The organism is Patescibacteria group bacterium, from assembly GCA_041662665.1.
GTDB lineage: Bacteria > Patescibacteriota > JABMPQ01 > JABMPQ01 > JAQVVF01 > JAQVVF01.
This window is the reverse complement of sequence record JBAZSC010000004.1, coordinates 88116-108712: the sequence shown is the minus strand read 5'-3', so window position 1 is coordinate 108712 and position 20597 is coordinate 88116. Positions and strand designations below refer to the sequence as shown.

Sequence of the window (20597 nt, the reverse complement as noted above, 5' to 3'; positions counted from 1 at the left end):
ACAAAAAACTCGCTTGTGGGCGAGTTTTTAAAATCTTTAATTATTTTTATTAGCTTATTCTGAAATCAAAGTTGCTTAGATAGGCTAGATTATTAATGACTTTGAATAAGAAGCTTGATTTTTTATTTTTCGTTGTGTCTGGAGCTGGTTTTTGCGGTGCAACTGGTTTTTCTGGTACAGTTGGTTTTGTTGGAACACTTGCTTCTGCAATTGAGAATGAAACCTGATTACTAAAGATTGCACGTCCAGTCTCATCAACAGCTGCTGCTTGAACTGAATATGAACCTGTTCCAGGATAGGCTAAGCTTGTTGAGAATGAATTGCCAGTAGGCGAGCCAACTTCATCGTAAACAGCGCCATTAAGCAAAAATTGGACTTTTTGCAATGTTCCTGAATAAACAACTGAAGCAGTTAAGCTGATTGGAAAATCTTGTTTAGTCAAATTGCCAGAACCTGATGAAGAAAGTGAAATAGATGATGCGCGGTCAACTTTTGTTTCAATTGTAACTTGAGAGCTGGCTTTTTGACCTATTTTGTCAGTAACTGTAGCTGAAATTGTATGAAAGCCATTTTCAAATCTGCCAGTATAAAAATTAGCAGAGAAAGGTTCGGATGCTGAAGAGCCAATTGAAATGCCGTCAACTGCGAAATCAACGCTTTTTAGACCATTTGGAGCAGAAGCATTAGCAGTTACAGTAATAGTATCCTCTTTAATCAAACCGCCAGTTGGAGATGTAATATTAATTTTTGGCTTCTTAGCTGGACTGCAAACATCAGTTGTCTCAGTTGGAATTTGGGTAATGCCTTTATTATCTTTTCCTGCCCAAGCTAACACTCCACTTTCCCAATTTCTGAATTGAGGATCTACTGCTGGATTTTTTGGAACTTCGCCTCTTGGATTATCTTTGTCAACATAATAAAGAATACAATGAGCGCTTCTGACTGTAATTTCTTCGACATCATCAGCTGGACAATCGTTAGTTGCTAATTTTTTTGTTGTTTTTTCGATTCTGACTTTTTGTTCAGAGCCTGATTTGCCCATTAAAACAGGTTTATCAACTTTAATTGGATCATAGCCTGGAAATTCTTCAACTGGCTTGTTAGCAAGCGCTTGTTCCATAAAAGAATGCCAGATTGGTGCAGCAACATAAGAGCCATCAGATCCAGCATTCATTGGAGCACCATCGTTATTGCCAACCCAAACACCAGCGGCAATTGAAGGAGTATATCCAACTGTCCAAGCGTCTTTAAAATTTTCAGTTGTTCCTGTTTTTACAGCAACTGGACGATCAGATAATCTTAAATTTGGAGCAGAACCAAAAACCATTTGACGAGCGTTTGTATCTGATAACATACTTGAAAGTTGGCGAGCAATTTGATCGTCAACAACTCGTTTTGGATCTGCTTTAGTATTGTCTTGGGTGATTTTACCATTGCGATCGACAACTTTTAAAATAGCTTTTTTATCATTTTTCATTCCATCATTAGCAAAAACACTGAACGCAGATACTTCATCAAGCAATTTAACTTCACCACCGCCCAAAACTAGAGATAAACCATAATTACTTGGATCGCCAAGTGTTGTTATGCCTAAATCGTGAGCAAAATTAATTGTATTTTCAAGACCAGCCAAATACAATGTTTTAACAGCTGGAATATTTAGAGAGTTTGAAAGCGCTGTACGCATTGTAACTGGACCATGAGTTTTGCCATCATAATTACTTGGCTTGTAATTATTGCCAAAATCGGTTGGAACATCGTAAAGAATAGTATCAGGAGTATAACCTCTTTTTAAGGCTAAAGCGTAAACAATTGGCTTGAATGAAGAACCTGGCTGGCGATTTCTGATTGTAACATTAACATTACCGCCATTTTCTTTATCAAAATAATCTTTTGAGCCTTGCATAGCCAAAATCTCTCCAGTTTTTGGATCAACAGCAGCTAGGGCAGCATTTGAAGCACCATATGAATAGTTTCTATCGACGCCTTCAGGAACAACTTTTTCAGCAATTTTCTGTAAATTCATATCTAAAGTTGTATAAACTTTATAACCACCTTTTTGGACTTCTTTTTCGCCGTATTTTTGGACAAGTAAGTCTTTTACGTACATTACAAAGTGAGGAGCAATAATTCCTTCTTGCTTTTCAACAAAGGCAAATTTTTGCTGTTTTGCTTGCTCTGCCTCTTCTTTAGTAATATATTTGTCATCAACCATACGATCAAGAATCCATTCCTGGCGAGCTTTGAGAGCATCAGTATTAGCGCCATAAGGAGAATAGTAAGTAGGAGCTTGAGGGATTGCAGCAAGTGTGGCTGATTCAGCTAATGTTAAATCTTTGGCTTTCTTGCCAAAAAAAGTTTCTGCTGCAGATTCAATACCATAAGCATTTGAACCATAAGGAATTTCGTTTAAATACATTTGCAAAATGTCTTTTTTTGTATATAAAGCTTCAATTTCAACTGATAAAATAAGCTCTTTTATTTTTCGAGTATAGGTTTTTTCTGATGACAAAGCCGTATTTTTGACTAATTGCTGAGTAATTGTTGATCCGCCGACTCTTTCATCGCTTTTTGTGTTCTTGAGTGCAGATCGGATAATGCCGATAGGATCAAAACCAAAATGATGATAAAAATTTTTATCTTCTGCAGAAATTGTGGCCTCCTGAATACTTTTTGGCATTTCAGAAAGCGGAATTAGCGTTCTTTTCTCGCCACCATGGATCTCGTAAAGCAATGTTTCTCCAGTGCGATCATAAATTTTTGTTGATTCAGAGACATTCTTAGAGTTAATTTTACTAGGAGATGGAAGATCTTTTGCATAAAAAGCAAAGATACCGCCAAAAACCAAAAAGAAAAAGGTAACTATAGCAACAAAAATAATGACAATTTTGCGTTGTTTTTCTGATTTTTTCTTTGGATTTGCCATATTTGAAGAATTAGTTTTTATAACTTTTGGCTTATCTAAGCCCTTTTGTCTAAAATCAAACATAAAATTAAAATTATTTTATAGAGAATAGCAAATTTTTTAGTTCTTGTCCATAAAAAAGAAAACAGTAAACAGAAAACAGAAACTTGCGAAACAAACTGTTTTCTATTTTCTGTTTCCTTGTTTTTATTATAGCATAATTCTTGACAACAGCATATTTAAGATATAGCATAAACTTAAGTTATCCACAGGTTCTCAACAAGTTGTAAACATATTAATCCTTAATGTTTTGTTTAATTGAAGCTATACTTTATTAACAAGATAGAATTAAATTAGATTGTTTCTATCTTTTTCTAATAAGCTAACTGTTAAATAGCTTTTTAACGCAGAAACACGCAGAAGCTAACGCAGAAAAATGCAGATTTTTTTTAAAAATAAAAAATAAACATTATTTTTTATGGACAATAATCAAATTTGGCAAGGAGTGCTTGGAGAGCTTGAGCTCTCTTTGAGCAAGGCAAATTTTACGACTTGGTTTAAAGAAACCAGTGTTCTACTAATCTCTAATGGCGAATATGTCATTGGCGTGCCTAATGGTTTTACAAAAGAATGGTTACAAAACAAATATCACAAAGATATTGCTAGAGCGCTTCAGAATATTACATCTTCAAGAGTAACTAAGCTTACATACGAGATAAACAAAAAGAATACAGCACAGGCAGTTGATTCATTAAAACCAGTTGCAAGACCAGCAGAATCATTCGAAAGAAAACAAAATGTAATGCCAAGCCAAGATATACAAACTGGCTTGAACCCGAAATATATTTTTGAAAATTTCATCATCGGTCCGAATAATGAATTAGCAAAGGCAGCAGCAACAGCAATTTGCAAGAGTCCTGGTAAAATTTATAATCCTTTTTTCATATACGGCGGTGTTGGGCTTGGAAAAACTCACCTTGTTCAAGCAATTGGCAATAGGATACTGCAAGAGAATAAAGATACTCAGATTGTTTATGCAACTTCTGAAAAATTCATTAATGATTTTATTAATTTTATTAGAAATAAAAATCAAGATAGTAATACTGTCAATTTTCAAAATTTTTATCGCAATTGCGATGTCTTAATTATTGATGATATTCAATTTTTAGCTGGAAAAGTTAGTTCTCAAGAAGCGTTTTTTCATGCCTACAACAGTTTATTTCAGAATAATAAACAAATAATATTAACTTCAGATAGACCGCCAAAAGCAATTTCTGGTCTTGAAGCAAGATTAGTCTCGCGTTTTGAAGGCGGAATGGTAGCTGATGTCAGCGCGCCTGACTTAGAAACAAGAAAAGCAATTTTATCAACAAAATGCAGAGAGAAGGCTTATAATGTTCCAGAAGACGTTTTAGATTTTATTGCTTCTAATGTTCAAAGCAATATCAGAGAACTTGAAGGCGCATTGAGTCGAGTTATTGCACATAGCCAGCTTAGCAACAGCACTCCAACGCTTGAAAGCTGCAAAACAATTTTAACAGACATTATTACAGCGCCTAGCAAGCAGACAACAAGCTCTAAAGAAATAATTGAGGCAGTTGCTTCATTCTATGATATTGATCCTTCTGATATAATGGCGAAGAACAGAAGGAAAGATATTGCCTGGCCAAGACAGATTGCGATGTTTTTAATGAGAAGAGAGTTAAATAAAAGTTATCCAACAATTGGCGATGAGACAGGTGGACGAGATCATACGACAGCAATTCATGCTTACGAAAAAGTTAAGAAAGAATTAGAGAAGAATGACAACTTAAAACAAGAAATCGAGGCAATAAAGCAAAAAATGTATGTCAGCAGTTGTTAATAACCTGTTATTAAGTTGTTATAAAGTAGATGATATCAACAGGATTATGTAAGTAGAATAAAGATATCAACATTTAAAAAATAATATTAAGGTATAAGACACTGGTTATCCAGGAGATATAAGTAAGAGTTGTGGCTTAAATAAGAATTAAAAGCCATTTATACACAGAATTTTGAATCCTTATTACGTATTATTGTTTATTTATATATACTATATACTAACTAAATGAGAATTGTTTGCACACAAGAGAATCTAGCTAGAGGCATATCTTTGGTTAGCAAAAGCGTAGGCAAAGACGCAAATTTGCCAGTACTAGCTAACGTATTAATTGAAGCTCGTAAAGGCATAATAAAGATTTCAGCAACAAATTTGGAAATTGGAACAACATGCATAATTCGTGGAAAAATTGAAAAAGAGGGTTCGATTACAATTCCAGCGCAATTGTTGCAGAATTACATTGTGAGCTTGCCGAAGAATAACATCTTATTGTCTGTTGAAAATAATGTCGTAAAAATTAGTTGTGATAGCTATACTGGCGAAATTAATGGAATTGCGGCAAATGAATTTCCATTAATACCAAAAATTGATTGCGAATCATTTTGTAGCGTGAATACTAGTTTATTAAAGGATGCTTTAGATAAAGTAGTTTTTTCAGCAGCAAGAGATGAAATGCGTCCAGAAATATCCGGAGTTTATTTGAATGCAAAAGGCGGAAAACTGAGATTAGCAGCAACAGATAGTTATAGGCTTTCTGAAGTAACAATTGATCTGCTAAAAGATAATGGCAAGGAAACAGCAATGGTTATTCCAGTTTTTACGATGCAAGAACTATCTAAAATATTGGACGAAGGCGCCTCTCATGTAGAAATATTCACAATGGAAAATCAAGTTAAGATTGTTGCTGATGATGTAATTTTGGTTTCTCGTCTTGTTGAAGGACAGTATCCTGATTATTTAAAGATAATTCCAAAGGACTTTACAACTGTTTTGGAAATTCATAAAGGTAATTTTATAAAAGCAATTAAAACAACAAGTTTATTTGCTAAAACAGATACGAATGAATTAAAAATGAAAGCAGATAGTACTAAAAAAGAAATTGAATTAAGCGCTGAATCTGGAAAAATCGGAAAAAATATTACAAAATTAGCTTGCGGTTTTAATGGAAATGATACAGAAGTTATATTTAATTCAAAATATTTACTAGAAGGTTTAAATTCAATTAATTTTGATGTAGTAAAAATGCAGTTACTAGGTGATTCTGGTCCAGGAATGATTTTTGGCAAGGAAGAAGCTGGTCATTTTTATATTGTAATGCCAATAAAGAAATAAAAAAGTCTAAAATCTAAAGTCTTAAATATTTTTGATTTTTGACTTTAGATTTTTAACTGGTTATATGTCCGGACATTCAAAATGGAGCACAATTAAGAGAAAAAAAGGAGTTCGAGACATTGTGCGCGGAAAAATTTTTACAAAAATGGCAAATGTGATCGCAATTGCAGCAAGAGAAGGCGGAAGCGACCCAGAAGCTAATTTTAAGTTGCGTTTAGCGATTGATAAAGCAAGAGAAAATAACGTGCCATTAGAAAATATTGAAAGAGCGATAAAAAAAGGAGCGAGCGGACTTGAAAATAATTTAGCTGAACAAATTATTTATGAAGCCTATGGTCCGGCTGGTATTGCTTTGATGATTGAAGTTATTACTGATAGCAGGAATAGAACTGTTCCAGAGCTAAGGAAAATTTTGAGTGATCATAATGGAAGATTAGTCGAAAATGGCAATGTTTCTTTCTTATTTGAAAAGAAAAACGTGGTGGAAGTGGATATGAGCAAGAATAACTTAGTAGAGGATGAAATGACGCTATTTTTGATAGATTGTGGGGCGTTAGATGTTACAAAAAACGATAAAATTTTAAAAGCCTTTTTTGAATCTGGAGATCTAAAGAAAGCTAAGGAATGTTTAGAAAAGAAAAATGTTAAAATAGAGGCAATTGAATCAAGGCTTGAACCTAAAAATTTGATCGATGTTGATGAAAATATTTTAACTCAAGTTAAAAGTCTATTGTTAGAATTAGAAGAACATCCTGATGTGGTTAATATTTATTCTAATATCAAATTTATTTAAAATTTTATGAATTTTGGTGTGCTGTAAAGTCATATGAATAGTTATTTATATGACTTTAACGCAAAAATATGCAGAATCTGACGCAGAAATCGCAGAAAAAAGTTAAAAAGTGTATAAATAACATTAAATAATGAGAATATTGGGAATTGATCCTGGATTAGCAATAACTGGGTTTGGAGTTATTATTAAAGATAAAAATAAAATTAATTTATTGGCTAGCGGTTGTATTTTAACTTCAAAAGAAGAATCGGTTTATAATCGAATTGGAATGATTTATGCTGATGTTATTAAAGTTATTAAGAAATATAAACCAGATTGTGTAATTTGCGAAGAACTTTTTTTCTTTAAGAATGCAAAAACAGTAATTAATGTTGCGCAGGCACGAGGTGTAATTATGCTGGCTGCGAAAAATTCGAAAGTACCATTCTTTGAATATACTCCATTGCAGATAAAACAAGCATTGACTGGTTATGGAAGAGCAGACAAGAAACAAATTCAAGAAATGACAAAAGGATTGCTTGGACTAAGTGATTACTTAAGGCCTGATGATGTGGCTGATGCATGCGCTTCTGCGATTTGTCATGCTAACTGTGTTAAATGATTAACGGTACAAACTAATTATTTAAAACTTTAAAAGTTTTTTGTTTTTATCGTCTTTTACGCGGATTCAACGGATGGCAAACGGATAATTAAAAAACCTTGACATTTACTTTGTTTTTTTGATTTATTTTGTTATAATTCTATTATAAAACTTGACAAGATAGTGGCGGGTATGTTGATTTTTGGAGAAAATGAAAAATTAAAAAAAGTTATGAATAAAAATAAAATATTATCTGTTGTATTTGCTATTTTTACGATGGTCTTTTTATGTTTTGGTTTTGTGGCAAATGCTCAGTTTGATTCGTTGTCTTTGGAACTGAGAGCATCTGCTGGTGGCGATAAAAATGTTGCAGTCGATAAAAAAATAGTTTTTGATGCCTCAAAAACGACAGATACAAGAGAAAGCGAATTTATAGAGTATTTTTGGGATTTTGGCGATGGAACTTTTGCAGATGGTAAAGAAGTTATCCATAGTTATAGTTTGCCTGGCGAATATAAGGTTACTTTGACTGTAAATAATGGTGTCGAGTCTGATAAGGATGAAGTTACAGTTAATGTTTATAAAGATTTAATTTTATTAGTTGCGGACAAGACTCCGACTTCCGATCAGCTTCGAGATTTAAAAAGAGAGGCTTCTAGAAATCAGGTATTACTAGTAACGATCTTAAATAAGCAAGGTGAAGCTGATTATGTCACTGAAGGAGCTTTGTCTAACGCTTTGCTTGAGGCAAAAGAAGATGTTCAAAATGCTGATATTATTATTCTTTGGACTTCTGGAAGTTTAGGCTTAAATGCAATGTCAAAATTTGCTCAATCTGCAGGAAATTTGGCAGATTTTAGAATGGATCAAAAAGGAATTGTTAGTGCCGGCAAAAATGTAAAATCAAATGCGAGAATCGCGCAATCAACTTATGATGTTTTGAAGCCAGAATATATTTTGTTAGTTAAAGATAATTATTTAAATTCGGTTATTAGCTCTCATAATTCTGGTGATTTATTATCAAAAGTTCAGTCGGATAATTCTGAGCATACTTTAATTGGCAAACATTCTGAAAGAGCAGTTACAAAGTTAGGCGTAACTAATTTTTTAAGTTATTCAATAAATTATTTGATTAACAAGGGTGTGGCAATTGATAATTTATTTTTATTATTAATGTTGCCAATTATTGCAACTTTAATTGCTTTTTTAAGACAAATATTAGGAATCAAGACTTTTGGTATTTATACTCCGACAATTATCACTCTATGTTTTATTGCAACTGGCCTAAAATACGGATTAACTATTTTTATTATTATATTATTAGTGGCATCTGCACTAAGATTTTTACTGAGAAGATTTAAATTGCTTTATCTGCCAAGAATGGCAATTGTTCTGTGCGTTGTTGCTTTGGTTTTGTTGTTATTATTTATGGTCGGTGCCTACTTTAATCGAACAGGAATGATTACTCTGTCAATTTTGCCAATTTTAGTATTGATAATAATGGTTGAAAAATTTATTGCAGTACAGATCGAAAAAGGCGGAACAACAGCAATTTTATTATCTCTAGAAACTATTTTGGTTTCAGTAATTTGTTATTGGATTGTGAATTGGGAGTGGTTTAAGACTTTGATCTTGTCTTATCCTGAATTGGTTTTATTGACGATTATTATAAATATTGCCTTAGGTAAATGGACTGGATTAAGATTATCAGAGTATTTTCGTTTTAAATCGTTGTTGAAAAAATCAAAATCCTGAATTCTTAGTCCTAAACAAATTTAAATATCAAAATGTAAATGTTCAAAATCAAATTATTGACCATTTAAGTTTTGGATTTGTTTAGGACCTAGGATTTAGAGTATAATCTATGCAAGCAACTGATATTTTAGGCATGAATGAGCGTAATTTACGTTACATTCGTGTTTATAATCGTAGAGATGATATTCGGGTAGTTGATGACAAATTAGCAACAAAAGAAGTTTTAAGGAAAACCGGAATAAAAACTCCGCGAGTTTATGGCGCGATTCAAATTTCAAGAGATTTGAATACTTTTGATTGGAATAAATTGCCAGTTAGTTTTGTGGTAAAACCAGATCATGGATTTGGCGGAGAGGGAGTAATGGTTTTACGTTCTTCTGAGAAGAAAAAAGAATTTATGCAAAAACCAATTGAAAAGAGGATTTGGTTTAAGAGTGATAACGAGGAAGTAACGTTTGAAAATTTAAAATCGCATATTCTTGATACTTTGGACGGTAGATTTTCATTATCTGGTATTCCAGACGTTGCTTTTTTTGAAAGAAAAATTGTTTTGCATCCATTGTTAAAAAAATATGTTTATAAAGGAATTCCAGATGTTCGAGTGATTGTTTTTAATAAGGTTCCAGTAATGTCAATGTTGAGATTGCCAACGAAATTATCAAAAGGCAAAGCAAATCTAGCACAAGGAGCGGTTGGCGTTGGAGTTGATATCGCAACTGGTGTTACGACACATTCAATTATAAAAGTTCCCAAAAGAGCGGAAATAATTACGCATCCTGATACAGGACAAAAATTAAATGGTTTTCAGGTGCCTTTTTGGGATGAAATACTAAAAATGTCAATCGAAGCGCAACAGGCATCTGGCTTGGGTTTTATTGGTGTTGACATTGCAATTGATCGAAAATTTGGTCCAGAAATTTTGGAATTAAATGCAAGACCTGGTTTAGAAATTCAGAATGCAAATTTATTAGGATTAGCAAGGCGATTAGAAAGAGTGTCTGGATTGGCTATTAGAACTGTTGATCATGGAGTTAGAATTGCAAAAGAGCTTTTTGGCGCAGTATCAACTAAGAAAGCAGAAGTTTTAGGTAGAAAAGTATTAGGTTCAATTGAAAAAGTTAAAGTATTAAGCAAGAATGGCAAAAGTACTTTTGAAATTTTGGCTAAAGTTGATACTGGAGCTGCTTCATCATCAATTGATTCTGAATTAGCGAAAAAATTAGGATATGGAGATTTATTGAATTTAATTAAAAATTATAAATTAGATTCAAAAATGTCAGACAGTCAGGCCGAAAAGGCAGCGAAAAAAGCAGAAAAAGAATTAAAAATTGTTTCATCTGATGTTGTAAAGGTTAATTTTGTGAGATCTGCCCATGGATTGACCTTACGTCCATATATAAAATTAGCATTTTTTGTAGCAGGTGAAAAAAAGATTTCGACAGTTAACTTAGCTGAAAGAGGTTTAATGAAATATCAAATGTTAATTGGCATGCAAGATATAAAAGGTTATTTAGTCAATGTTGAACGAAAATGATAAATAATTTCGTTGATTTTTTATAATATTTGAAAAATAATTTAATACTCATAATAAATTTACGCGGAAAATACGGATATAACGCGGATACTCTCTAAAAATTTAGTTGTAATAATATAGAATAAAAAATGAAAAACTTACAAAAGATATTAGTAATTTATCAAGGTGATGACTGGGATAAAGAAATACCGTTTGATAAAGAAGCAAATCGAAAAGGTTATGAAGCTTGGGCAGAGCAAGCTGGAAAAATGGAAGTAGAAATGGTTCGTGCATCGATTGAATGGTTTGACAAGAAAAATGGCAGCTTTAAAAAATATTGGCAATTTAAAAATGGAAAATGGGAAAAAAACGAAAAATCTTTTTTGCCAGATGTTGTTTTGAATAAGATAAAAATAAGAGAAAAAATGGAAGATCTAGAGAATATGAAAGCAATGCAAAAAAGTATTCCGATTATAAATGATCCAATTTTTTCTTCTCTTTTTGATAACAAAATAAATCAATGTTTATTATTCTCTGAATTTATGCCAGAAAGTTTTTTTGCTGGTAATTTTCAGAATTTAGAAAGAATTTTGAAGTCTATGGATCAAGAGAAGAAAATTGTTTTGAAACCGATTGATCAATCTGGAGGATTTGGAATTATAATTGAAAAGATAAAGAATATTGATCTAAAAAAAGTTTCTTTTCCTGTTTTAGGGCAAGAATTTTTGGAAGCTGACGCTTCTTTTTGGGGTTTTAAGGATCGTGTGGCTGATTTGAGAATGGTTTTTGTTGGTGAAGAGCTTAGTTATGCAGCAACAAGAGTGGCGCCAGAAGGTTCTTTATTTACCAATTTTCACCAAGGAGCAGTTTTGAATATTATTGATGAGAAAAAGATTCCAGAAGAGATTTGGAACATTGTAAAAAAAGTTAATAAAAGAATTAGTTTTTTTAGTGAAAGGATTTATTCTTTGGATTTTTTATATGATAAAAAAAATGGGCCAAAATTAATTGAAATGAATACGAAGCCAGGAGTTGATTATTTTAACGAAAATAATTTTGACACAAGAGAAAAATATTTTACTGATGTTCTTGAAGCAATGGATTCTTGGTTGATGTAGAAAAACGATTTGATAAGATTGCAATTCTATTGAAATAAATAAATATTATCGCGGAACGTTGCGGAAACGACGCGGATACGATATGGATGCTAACGCGGATACGAATGCTGATGCGTCAAAATTAATTATAGTGAAGATAGGTTAAGTCTTAAATTTATGAAAAGAAAAATTAAAGTAGCTGTTGTGTCGCCGGCATTTGGTGATTGGGGCGGACCAGAAGTTGTTGTTCAAAATTTGGTTTCTGAGTTAGCTAAAAAAGACGATGTTGACGTCACTCTTTTTTGTCCTGAAGATTGGAAAATTGGAGTAAAAAGGATTGCGACATTGAAGCAGAGTCTTTGGAATATGAAAGATTTTAAAAAACAGAAAAGGATAATCAGGCAAAATTATATTACTTATAGTCAAATGAAGGTTTTAAATTATCAGGATAAATTTGATATTATTCATTTGAATTCACAGAGACATGCCTATCCAGTTGGTAAAATTTCAAAAATACCATGTGTTTTAACATTGCATAGCGGAATAGATAAAGATGAATTTGAATTAATTAATGAAGCAAAAATTTTTACTGTTTCTTTGACTGATTTTCATGATAAAAAACTTGATTCTTATGCAATAATTGGGAATGGAGTGCCAGTTAAAAAAGTTGAATATTCTGTTAAGAAGGGAGAGTATTTTATGACAGTTGCAAGATTGACTCCGCAAAAAGGAGTAGATAAGGCGATCAAAATTGCTTTAAAAGCGAAAATTAAGCTGCTGATTTTTGGTAGAATAAATCATGCTTATAAGGATTATTTTGAAAAAGAAATAAAGCCATTTATTGATGGTAAAAATATTATTTATAAAAAAGAAGTTTCGCATAAAAAAATATATGATTATTACAGAAAAGCAAAAGCACTTCTTTTTACGATTCAAGAGCCTGAACCTTTTGGGTTAGTGCTTTCGGAAGCTTTGATATGCGGAACGCCAATTATTGGGACAAAAATAGGACAAATGCCAGAGCTTTTGGGTGGAAGTCCAAAGGTTGCTTATCTATCAAATGAGATGGATGATTTAGTTAAGGCAGTAAAAGAAGTTGATGAGATATTTGATCGCCAAGAATGTCGTAATTATGCTGAAAAATATTTTAGCAGCTCTCATATGGCTGATGAGTATATAAAAGTTTATCAAAGAATACTGGCTTTAAAAAAGAAATAAGATGGAAAAAATAATAAAATTTTTTAGAGGTTTAAAGTATAGAATTCGCCAAACTTTTGTTTTTGAGCCGTTGGCTTTTTTAACTAGATTAGTAGTTGATAAAAGAAAAACAAAGATTGTTGGCGTAACAGGCAGTCTTGGAAAAACAACAACAACTAATTTTATTTATTCGGTTTTAAAAACAAAATATCCGAATGTATATATTAGTAAAGATTTGACAACTGGAGTTCCTACTTTTTTGTCGATTTTTGGTTATAGCCCAGTGCGTGAATTGCGCAAACAATTTTTAGGGTTATTTTATGTTTTTTTTAAAGCGTTTTGGATTTTGTTAAATAAGCGGGTGCGATTTTGGTCCCATTTAGTTTTGGAATTAAGGTGCAATTATGCTGGAAATAATTTGCGTTTTATTACAGAAAAATTACAACCTGATATTCGGGTTGTAACTGCTGTTGAAATTGTGCATGCAGAAAATCTTGGTGGTCTCTCTGAAATTGCATCTAAAAAAAGAGCCTTAGTTGAATGTGGTTGTTTAAATTCTCACAATGCATTGTTAAATGTTGATGATCCGTATGTAAAAGACATGGCAAAATGTACAGTTGCTAAAATAATTTTTTATGGATTTGATAAATCTGCAAATGCAAGAGTTTCTGATGTCATAATTAATGAGAACGGATTAAGTTTTGTGTTTAAAGAAGAAGACAACGAGCCAATAAATTTTAAAGTTCCGAAAATTTTTGATAGAGCTCATGTCTATGCAATTTTGCCAGCAATTTTAGTTGGCAGAATCTATAATATGAATCGTGATGAAATAATTGATGCTGTTAGTAAGATTGAGCCAGTAGAAGGTAGAGGAAATATTGTGACAGGCATAAAAAATTCGATAATTATAAATAATACGTTTAATGCCAATGTTCGTTCAATGACCGCAGCATTAAAATCATTGGCAGTCTTTCCAAAAGAGAGGCGAAAGATTGCTATCTTAGGAAATATATTAGAGTTGCATAAATTTTCAGATCAATGCCATCGCGAAATTGGCAAAACAATAAGTAGCGATACTGTAGATTTTTTAATTACGATTGGTGATGATGCAACAAAGATTGCTGAAGAAGCAGTTAACAATGGTTTCGATATTAATAAAACATTGCATTTTAATGATGTTGATCAATCGATTGGTAGAATTAAGGATATGGTAGAAGAAAAAGATGTGATTTTAGTTAAAGCATCACATGGAATGAATTTAATAAAAATTGTAAATGCTTTGAAAGCAGAAAAATAGATTTTTAAAACTTTTTTGTTATGAAGATAGTTAGTTCAAAAGAAGATATTAAAAATATTTTGACAGAAAATAATGTCGCTATTTTTGGTGTTGGCGGGTATCCATCAACTAGGTCGGAAATTTGGCCTTTAGTTTCAGATTTTGAAGTGATATGCGGTAACTTATCTGGAGAAATAGATTCTGTGAAAATAAGGACAAAAGTTTTTGTGGCTGATTTTGAATCATCAAATAAAATTCCAGAGAAAAGACCAGATGTAGTTTTGAGCGATAAAAAAGTTATTGAACACATTAATAGTTCGGCAAAAAATAGAAAGACAGCCTTATATTTTTATAAGCCATCCAAAAAATCAAAAGAAATTTGTCAAAAAAATAATTGGACGATGCTTTCTAACAGTCCTGAATTGTTTGAAAGATTTAGCAGTAAATTAGAGTTTTATAAAATTTTAGAAGAATTAAAAATAAATCGAGACATTAAAATTTTTGATCTAGCTGATTTAGAAAAGAATTTGGACAATTTATTTGATGAATGGGAAAAAATTGTAATCCAATTTGTTGATGAAGGAGGAGGAAGAGGAACCTTCTTTTTTAATAAAAATGAGCGAGCCGAAGTGATGGATAAAATTTTTGCCAGATTTGATCTGATTAATAAAAAAAGAAATAATGCAATGAAAATTGTGGCAAGCAGATTTGTGGAAGGACCAGTTTTGAGCATTACTGGCTGTATTACAAAAGATAATGGAATTTTGACATCATATTGCCAATATCAATTAATTGATATCAAAGAAGCGACGAAAAATAAGACAAATGCAGTAGGTGTTTTTTGCGGACATGATTGGTCGCAATCAGTAAATATTCCTGATGAAATAAATAAACAAGGTGTTGAACTCGTTACAAAAATCGGCGAGAAATTAAAAGAAGCAGGATTAAAAGGAATTTTTGGCTTAGATTTGATTTGGGATAAAAAAAATAACCAACTTTTGCCATTAGAAATTAATGTCAGATTATTAGGAACTTTTCCAGCTTCTGTTTTTGTACAACTTGATAAAGGAGAAGTGCCTATTGTTTCATTTCATATTTTAGAATTTTTAAATATTCCATACAAAATTAAGAATGAGCAAGTTTTTAAAAAAGATAAAAAAAGAAATGGCGGGCATCTACTAATTTTTAATCCATTAGGAAAAGATGTCAAATGTGGAAAAGAATTAAAAGGCGGAGTTTATAAATTGAATAATGAAAAAATAGAATTTTTAAGATTAGGCGTTGAGTTGATTGATATCAAAAATGCAGGTGAATTTATTTTAACTGATGGCGTGCCAACAAAAAATTTAGTGTATGCAAAAAATGGAAAAATTTTAAAAATTATTGCAAACGAAGAAATTTCTGAACATGATGGCAAGGAATTAAATGGCTGGATGAAGAACGTCGTAAAAGCTGTTTATGAAGAATTGGGACTTGTTAGTGCTTAGGGCTTAGGTTTTTAGGGCACAGGATTAGCTGTTTAGTAAAAATATTTTTAAATATATTTATGAGTAAGAAAAAAGTGGCGATTTTTTTGTTAAGTATTGATAATTCAACTAAAAAACAAACTGGTTTCTTGAGCAAAGAAGAGGTTCTGAAAATTGAAGAAAAATTGAAACAGAATTCTGAAATTGAATTTTTAGGTAATGTTAATTTTAATAATTTAAAAGTACTGAACACTGATTTTTGGTGCGATAATGTTAATTTGAGCAAATGTGATTTATTCTTTTGGTATGCGCCTGGCAGAAATATAAATGAATACAAAGCTTTATCAAAAGTAATAAAGGTTATTAAAAATCCTGAATCATTAGAATTGATTAATGATAAATTTAAGACGCATGTGACTTTGAAAGAAAAAGGTTTGCCAATTGCTGATTTTGCTTTGATTCCTTATGATGATCTTGAAACTATGAAAAAGATTCTGAATGACTGGAAAGAGATTTTAGTTAAACCGAGATTTGGAAGTTTTGGCAGAGGAATTATAAAAGTTAAAGATTTTGAAACTTTAAGAGATATAGCTGGCATGTTAAAATCTTATGGTCAGAATAAAATTTTTGTAGAAAAGTTTTATGAAAATGACAAAAAAGCTTGGATAAGTACAACATTAATCAACGGAAAAATTGTCTATGGATATAGGAAAAAAGAAGAAAAATTTGCTGATTGGAAAGTGTATGATGTTAAAGGAGCAGGTGGAGGAGCGTATTATGTTGATCCGTCGCCTGTTAAAGATTATGCCGAAAAGGCAGCAGAAATTTTAGACAAATCAATTGTTGGTTTTGATTTTATTAAGACAGCTGATGGTTATAAAATAGTTGATGAAAATAATTTTCCTGGATTTTATCCGGAAGCTTTTAAAGAAGCTCACAAAAATGTTTCTGATTTGATAGTGGAATTAATTTTAGAGAATTTATAAAAAATATTTATGCAAACTCGAAATTTTATTCCAGAAGCAGAGAATAAATTAAGGAAAATTTTGCAGGATTTGAATTTGCAGCCAGTTGAATCAGTGAAGCATACGATGGAAAAAAGAATAAAAGATTTAAAACGATATTATTATGCGATTTGTTTAGACAAAGATAATAAGAAATATTTTTTTAAAGCAAACATTGTTGATGAACAAGAGACAAATGAAGCTTTTGCTAGAGAAATTTGGTTGAACAAGACAGTGGTTGAATTAAAAAATAAAAATAATTTGAATGTCCAACTTTACAGAAAAGAGGGAATCGATGGAAAAATAAGATGGGCATTATTTTATTTTGTTGATGGAAAGCCGATTGGTTCAATTTTTGATTTTGATAAAGATTATTCGGAACGAAGAGACGAGTTTATAAAAGGAATTCTTGGCAATTTATCAGGTATTCAAAAAAATACAGAGGTAATGTTAAAAAGTAATAATTTGCCGATTCTTGAAAAAAGGGATGGAAATTGGTATGAAAAAGAATTTTTAAGTTATGAAAAAAAAGCTTTTGAAATGATCGGAGAAAATAGGTATAAAAAGCTTTTAAAAATTGTTAAAGATAAAAAAAATTTTTTTGATGAAGAATGCAAAGTTTTGGCGCATGGAGATTTTTCGCTTTCAAATCAAATTGTTGAAAAAAAATCTGAATTAATACATACAGCTGATTGGGAAGACGTACATCTTGACAACAATGCATCTGACTTGGCTTTTTTATGGGTACAGGCTTGGAAATATCCAGAATGGCGCAACAAAATGTATAATGAATTTGTACAAAATATTGAGGATAAAGAGAGATTTGAAAAAATGTTTGCTTTAATTTTAATTCAATTGTCAGTTAGAGAAATAATAATTTGGAAATATAATGATTGGTTTGAACCGATAAAATCTTATGTGACGACAAAAGAAGCATTAAGAGCGCACAAGTTTGATTTAGATATGGCAGAGAAAAAATTTATATAAGTATTATTTATGATAATTTTAAATCTGTTTTTTTCGTTTATGCTGTTTTTGTTGTCGCTTTTTTGTGTAATTATTTTTGGAAAAAGGTATAAATTTGGATCACTTTTTTGCTCGATATTTTTGTCTTTTTTTGTCAGTTTGGTTGCAATGTTTTTAACTAATTTTTATGTGGATGATTTTGTGACTTTGATTATTTTTGGATTGGCATTTTTAGTTGTGAATTTGTTGGTGGCAAAAATTTTTTCAGTTTGGAGTTCGTTGGCTAATTTGTTGTATAGCTCATTGATTTATTCATTTGTTTCATTATTTCTGTACGCTGTTATTTTTTTAATCACAAGTTTTTCTTTAGTTGAAGGAATAATATTAATAATCTTATTAATATTATTTGTTGCTGAAGCATTATTATGTTTGGCGGAAGTTTTTACGCAGATGAATTCATTGTTCAGAATCAGAAATATTAGAATCAGCAAGCCATGGGATAAGCCGTTAAAAAGATATCCAAAAGTTTCGATACATATTCCAACAAAAAAAGAACCACCTGAAATGGTAATTGAAACTTTAGCAGGACTTGAGAGATTAAATTATCCGAATTTTGAAGTGATTGTTGTTGATAATGGGACAGAAGAAGAGGCATTATGGCGACCAGTAGAAAAATATTGTAAGGAAAAGTCAGAAAAATTTAAGTTTTTTCATGTTGGTGAATTATCTGGTTTTAAAGCCGGAGCTTTGAATTTAGCTTTGAAACATACTGCATCTGATTCTGAAATTATTTGTGTAATAGATGCGGATTATTTAGTTGTTCCTGAATTTTTGAAAGAAACTGTTGGTTATTTTGAAGATGAAAAAATTGCAATTGTCCAGACTCCGCAAAGTTTTCGCGGTTGGGAATGGAGCAAGTATTTTGTCTCTTGTTTTTGGGTATACCGATATTTTTTTGCGGTAAATATGATTTCTAATAATATGGATAATGCAGCATCTTTTATGGGGACAATGGGATTGTTTAGAAAAAATATTTTGGAAACTATTGGAGAATGGAGTGAGAAAACTATAACTGAAGATATAGAAGTTGGTTTTCGAGTTCATTCAAAAGGATATAAAACTGTTTATATTGATAAAGCTTTTGGAAAAGGATTTATACCTGATGAATTCAAAAGTTATAAAAAACAAAGAGAGAGATGGACGTTCGGCAATGTTCAAGTCTTAAAGCAACATTGGAAAAAATTTTTACCTGGTGTAAAATCTGGTTTAAATTTTTGGCAGAAAGTAAATTATTTTGCAGCGATTAGTATTTGGATGAATCTTTTGTTGCCAGTAACAATAATTTTGCTGATTTTAGTAATACTTTATAATTTTGGAATGGCATTTTCTTGGCCAATTTTGTTTGTTATAATGTTTACAATAGGATCATATATTTTTAGAAGAACTTTTGGGTTTTTATATATATTGAAAAATTTAATAAAACAAAAATTTTCAACAATGTTTTGGGCTTTAGTGTCATTTTATTCTTTGACATTAGCAATGGCGTATGCGACGCTGGATGGTTTTATTACTAAGCAATTTGTTTTTAAACGTACATCAAAATTTACGCATCGGCCAAAAATAAGAGATAATTGGAAATATGCCTTCAAAGAGTTAGCAATCACTTTAATCTGTCTATTTTTCGCGATTAGTATTGTCGTTGTGATTGGAGGCTTCGAATCATGGTTAATTGCTGTTTTATTAATTATTTATGCGTTAATTTTTTCAACAACATCATACAATTTTGTTTTAAATGTTTTAGAACAAGGCAAGGAACATAAATTATGAAAATAGCAATTTTAGCGCCATTGTGGAAAAGAGTACCTCCAATAAAATATGGAGGAACAGAAGTTGTAGTTAGTCTATTGACTGAAGAATTGGTAAAAAGAGGCCATGAAGTAACATTATTTGCTTGTGGGACGTCAAAAACAAAAGCAAAATTATTTTCGATAATTGATAAATCATTGTATGAGATGCTTGGAAAATTTGATTGGAATTATTTTTATATGGATTTGATTAATGGTGGAAAATGTTATGAAATGGCTAATCAATTTGATGTAATTCATAATCATGTTGGTTTTACAATGTTGCCATTTGCGAGATTAGTAAAAACTCCGACTCTGACAACTTTGCATAGCAGTAAAAGAGAATTAGAAAAATTAGCGGAAACTTATAGCAAAGAAAATTTTGTTTCAATTAGTGATGCTCAAAGAAATTTATGGCCAGAATTAAATTATTTGGATACTGTTTATCATGGTATTGATTTGAGCAAATTTGAATTTAGTGAGAATTCCGGCGAATATTTGTTTTTTGTGGGAACGATTTCTCCAGAAAAAGGTGCTGACAAAGCAATAGAGGTTGCAAAAAAAACAGGCGAAAAGTTGTTAATTGCTGGTGATAGAAGACCAGAATTTGAAAATTTTTATAAAGAAAAAATAGAACCTTTTATTGATGATGACCAAATAAAATTTTTAGGCGAGATTACACCACAGATGCGAAACAAGATTATGAAAAAAGCTAAAGCTTTTATTTTTCCAATAAGTTGGAACGAAGCTTTTGGCTTGGTTTTAATTGAAGCAATGGCATGCGGAACGCCAGTCATTACATTTAATAAAGGAGCAATCCCAGAAATTGTTGAAAATGGTAAAACTGGTTTTATAGTTAATGATATTACGGAAATGGAAAAATCAGTAAAAATGATTGATAAAATTAGAAGATCTGATTGTCGAAAAATTGTTCAAGAAAAATTTACTGTTGAGAAAATGGCAGATAATTATTTAAAAATTTACGAACAATTAGTTAGTAAAAAATAA

General features: G+C 31.3%; 15 protein-coding genes. 14 read left to right on the top strand and 1 reads right to left on the bottom strand.

Translation table 11 applies throughout. The features are described 5' to 3' along the window. Positions 1–49: 49 nt before the first annotated feature. On the bottom strand, positions 50–2989 hold the full coding sequence (locus WC663_06095) for a PBP1A family penicillin-binding protein (protein MFA6296901.1): 2940 nt from the start codon (positions 2987–2989) through the stop codon (positions 50–52). Positions 2990–3383: 394 nt separating this feature from the next. Between WC663_06095 and dnaA the strand changes: the two genes are divergently transcribed. The 14 genes from dnaA to WC663_06025 all read left to right on the top strand — a co-directional run bounded on the left by dnaA (position 3384) and on the right by WC663_06025 (position 20597). Continuing rightward, complete coding sequence (gene dnaA, locus WC663_06090; GenBank protein ID MFA6296900.1) at positions 3384–4769, top strand: chromosomal replication initiator protein DnaA; 1386 nt, start codon at positions 3384–3386, stop codon at positions 4767–4769. 225 nt (positions 4770–4994) lie between these two features. Beyond that, positions 4995–6098: a DNA polymerase III subunit beta gene (gene dnaN / locus WC663_06085; protein MFA6296899.1), complete on the top strand. Its 1104-nt coding sequence runs from the start codon at positions 4995–4997 to the stop codon at positions 6096–6098. A 64-nt stretch (positions 6099–6162) separates the two neighbouring features. After that, a complete protein-coding gene (locus WC663_06080; protein MFA6296898.1) occupies positions 6163–6891 on the top strand; it encodes a YebC/PmpR family DNA-binding transcriptional regulator in 729 nt (242 codons plus the stop codon). A gap of 130 nt (positions 6892–7021) precedes the next feature. Beyond that, positions 7022–7492, top strand: coding sequence for a crossover junction endodeoxyribonuclease RuvC (ruvC, locus tag WC663_06075; GenBank protein MFA6296897.1), 471 nt, complete (start codon positions 7022–7024; stop codon positions 7490–7492). A 210-nt stretch (positions 7493–7702) separates the two neighbouring features. After that, the gene (locus WC663_06070; protein ID MFA6296896.1) at positions 7703–9226 is read left to right on the top strand and encodes a 7TM domain-containing protein; all 1524 of its coding nucleotides are present in this window, start codon (positions 7703–7705) and stop codon (positions 9224–9226) included. A gap of 109 nt (positions 9227–9335) precedes the next feature. Then, positions 9336–10760 carry a sugar-transfer associated ATP-grasp domain-containing protein gene (locus WC663_06065; protein ID MFA6296895.1) on the top strand — a complete coding sequence of 475 codons (1425 nt, stop codon included), beginning with the start codon at positions 9336–9338 and terminating at the stop codon, positions 10758–10760. A gap of 128 nt (positions 10761–10888) precedes the next feature. Further along, positions 10889–11857 carry a hypothetical protein gene (locus WC663_06060; GenBank protein ID MFA6296894.1) on the top strand — a complete coding sequence of 323 codons (969 nt, stop codon included), beginning with the start codon at positions 10889–10891 and terminating at the stop codon, positions 11855–11857. A 156-nt stretch (positions 11858–12013) separates the two neighbouring features. Further along, positions 12014–13054 (top strand): glycosyltransferase, encoded by a 1041-nt coding sequence (locus tag WC663_06055; GenBank protein MFA6296893.1) that lies wholly within the window; start codon positions 12014–12016, stop codon positions 13052–13054. A gap of 1 nt (position 13055) precedes the next feature. After that, positions 13056–14330 carry a UDP-N-acetylmuramoyl-tripeptide--D-alanyl-D-alanine ligase gene (gene murF / locus WC663_06050; GenBank protein ID MFA6296892.1) on the top strand — a complete coding sequence of 425 codons (1275 nt, stop codon included), beginning with the start codon at positions 13056–13058 and terminating at the stop codon, positions 14328–14330. 20 nt (positions 14331–14350) lie between these two features. Further along, positions 14351–15796, top strand: a complete 1446-nt coding sequence (locus tag WC663_06045; protein MFA6296891.1) for a hypothetical protein — start codon at positions 14351–14353, stop codon at positions 15794–15796. A 59-nt stretch (positions 15797–15855) separates the two neighbouring features. Continuing rightward, on the top strand, positions 15856–16761 hold the full coding sequence (locus WC663_06040) for a hypothetical protein (GenBank protein ID MFA6296890.1): 906 nt from the start codon (positions 15856–15858) through the stop codon (positions 16759–16761). Between the two features lie 9 nt (positions 16762–16770). After that, positions 16771–17766, top strand: coding sequence for a hypothetical protein (locus WC663_06035; GenBank protein ID MFA6296889.1), 996 nt, complete (start codon positions 16771–16773; stop codon positions 17764–17766). Between the two features lie 120 nt (positions 17767–17886). After that, positions 17887–19572, top strand: coding sequence for a glycosyltransferase family 2 protein (locus WC663_06030; protein MFA6296888.1), 1686 nt, complete (start codon positions 17887–17889; stop codon positions 19570–19572). Next, positions 19569–20597 (top strand): glycosyltransferase family 4 protein, encoded by a 1029-nt coding sequence (locus WC663_06025; GenBank protein ID MFA6296887.1) that lies wholly within the window; start codon positions 19569–19571, stop codon positions 20595–20597. Before WC663_06030 ends, WC663_06025 begins: the two co-directional genes overlap by 4 nt.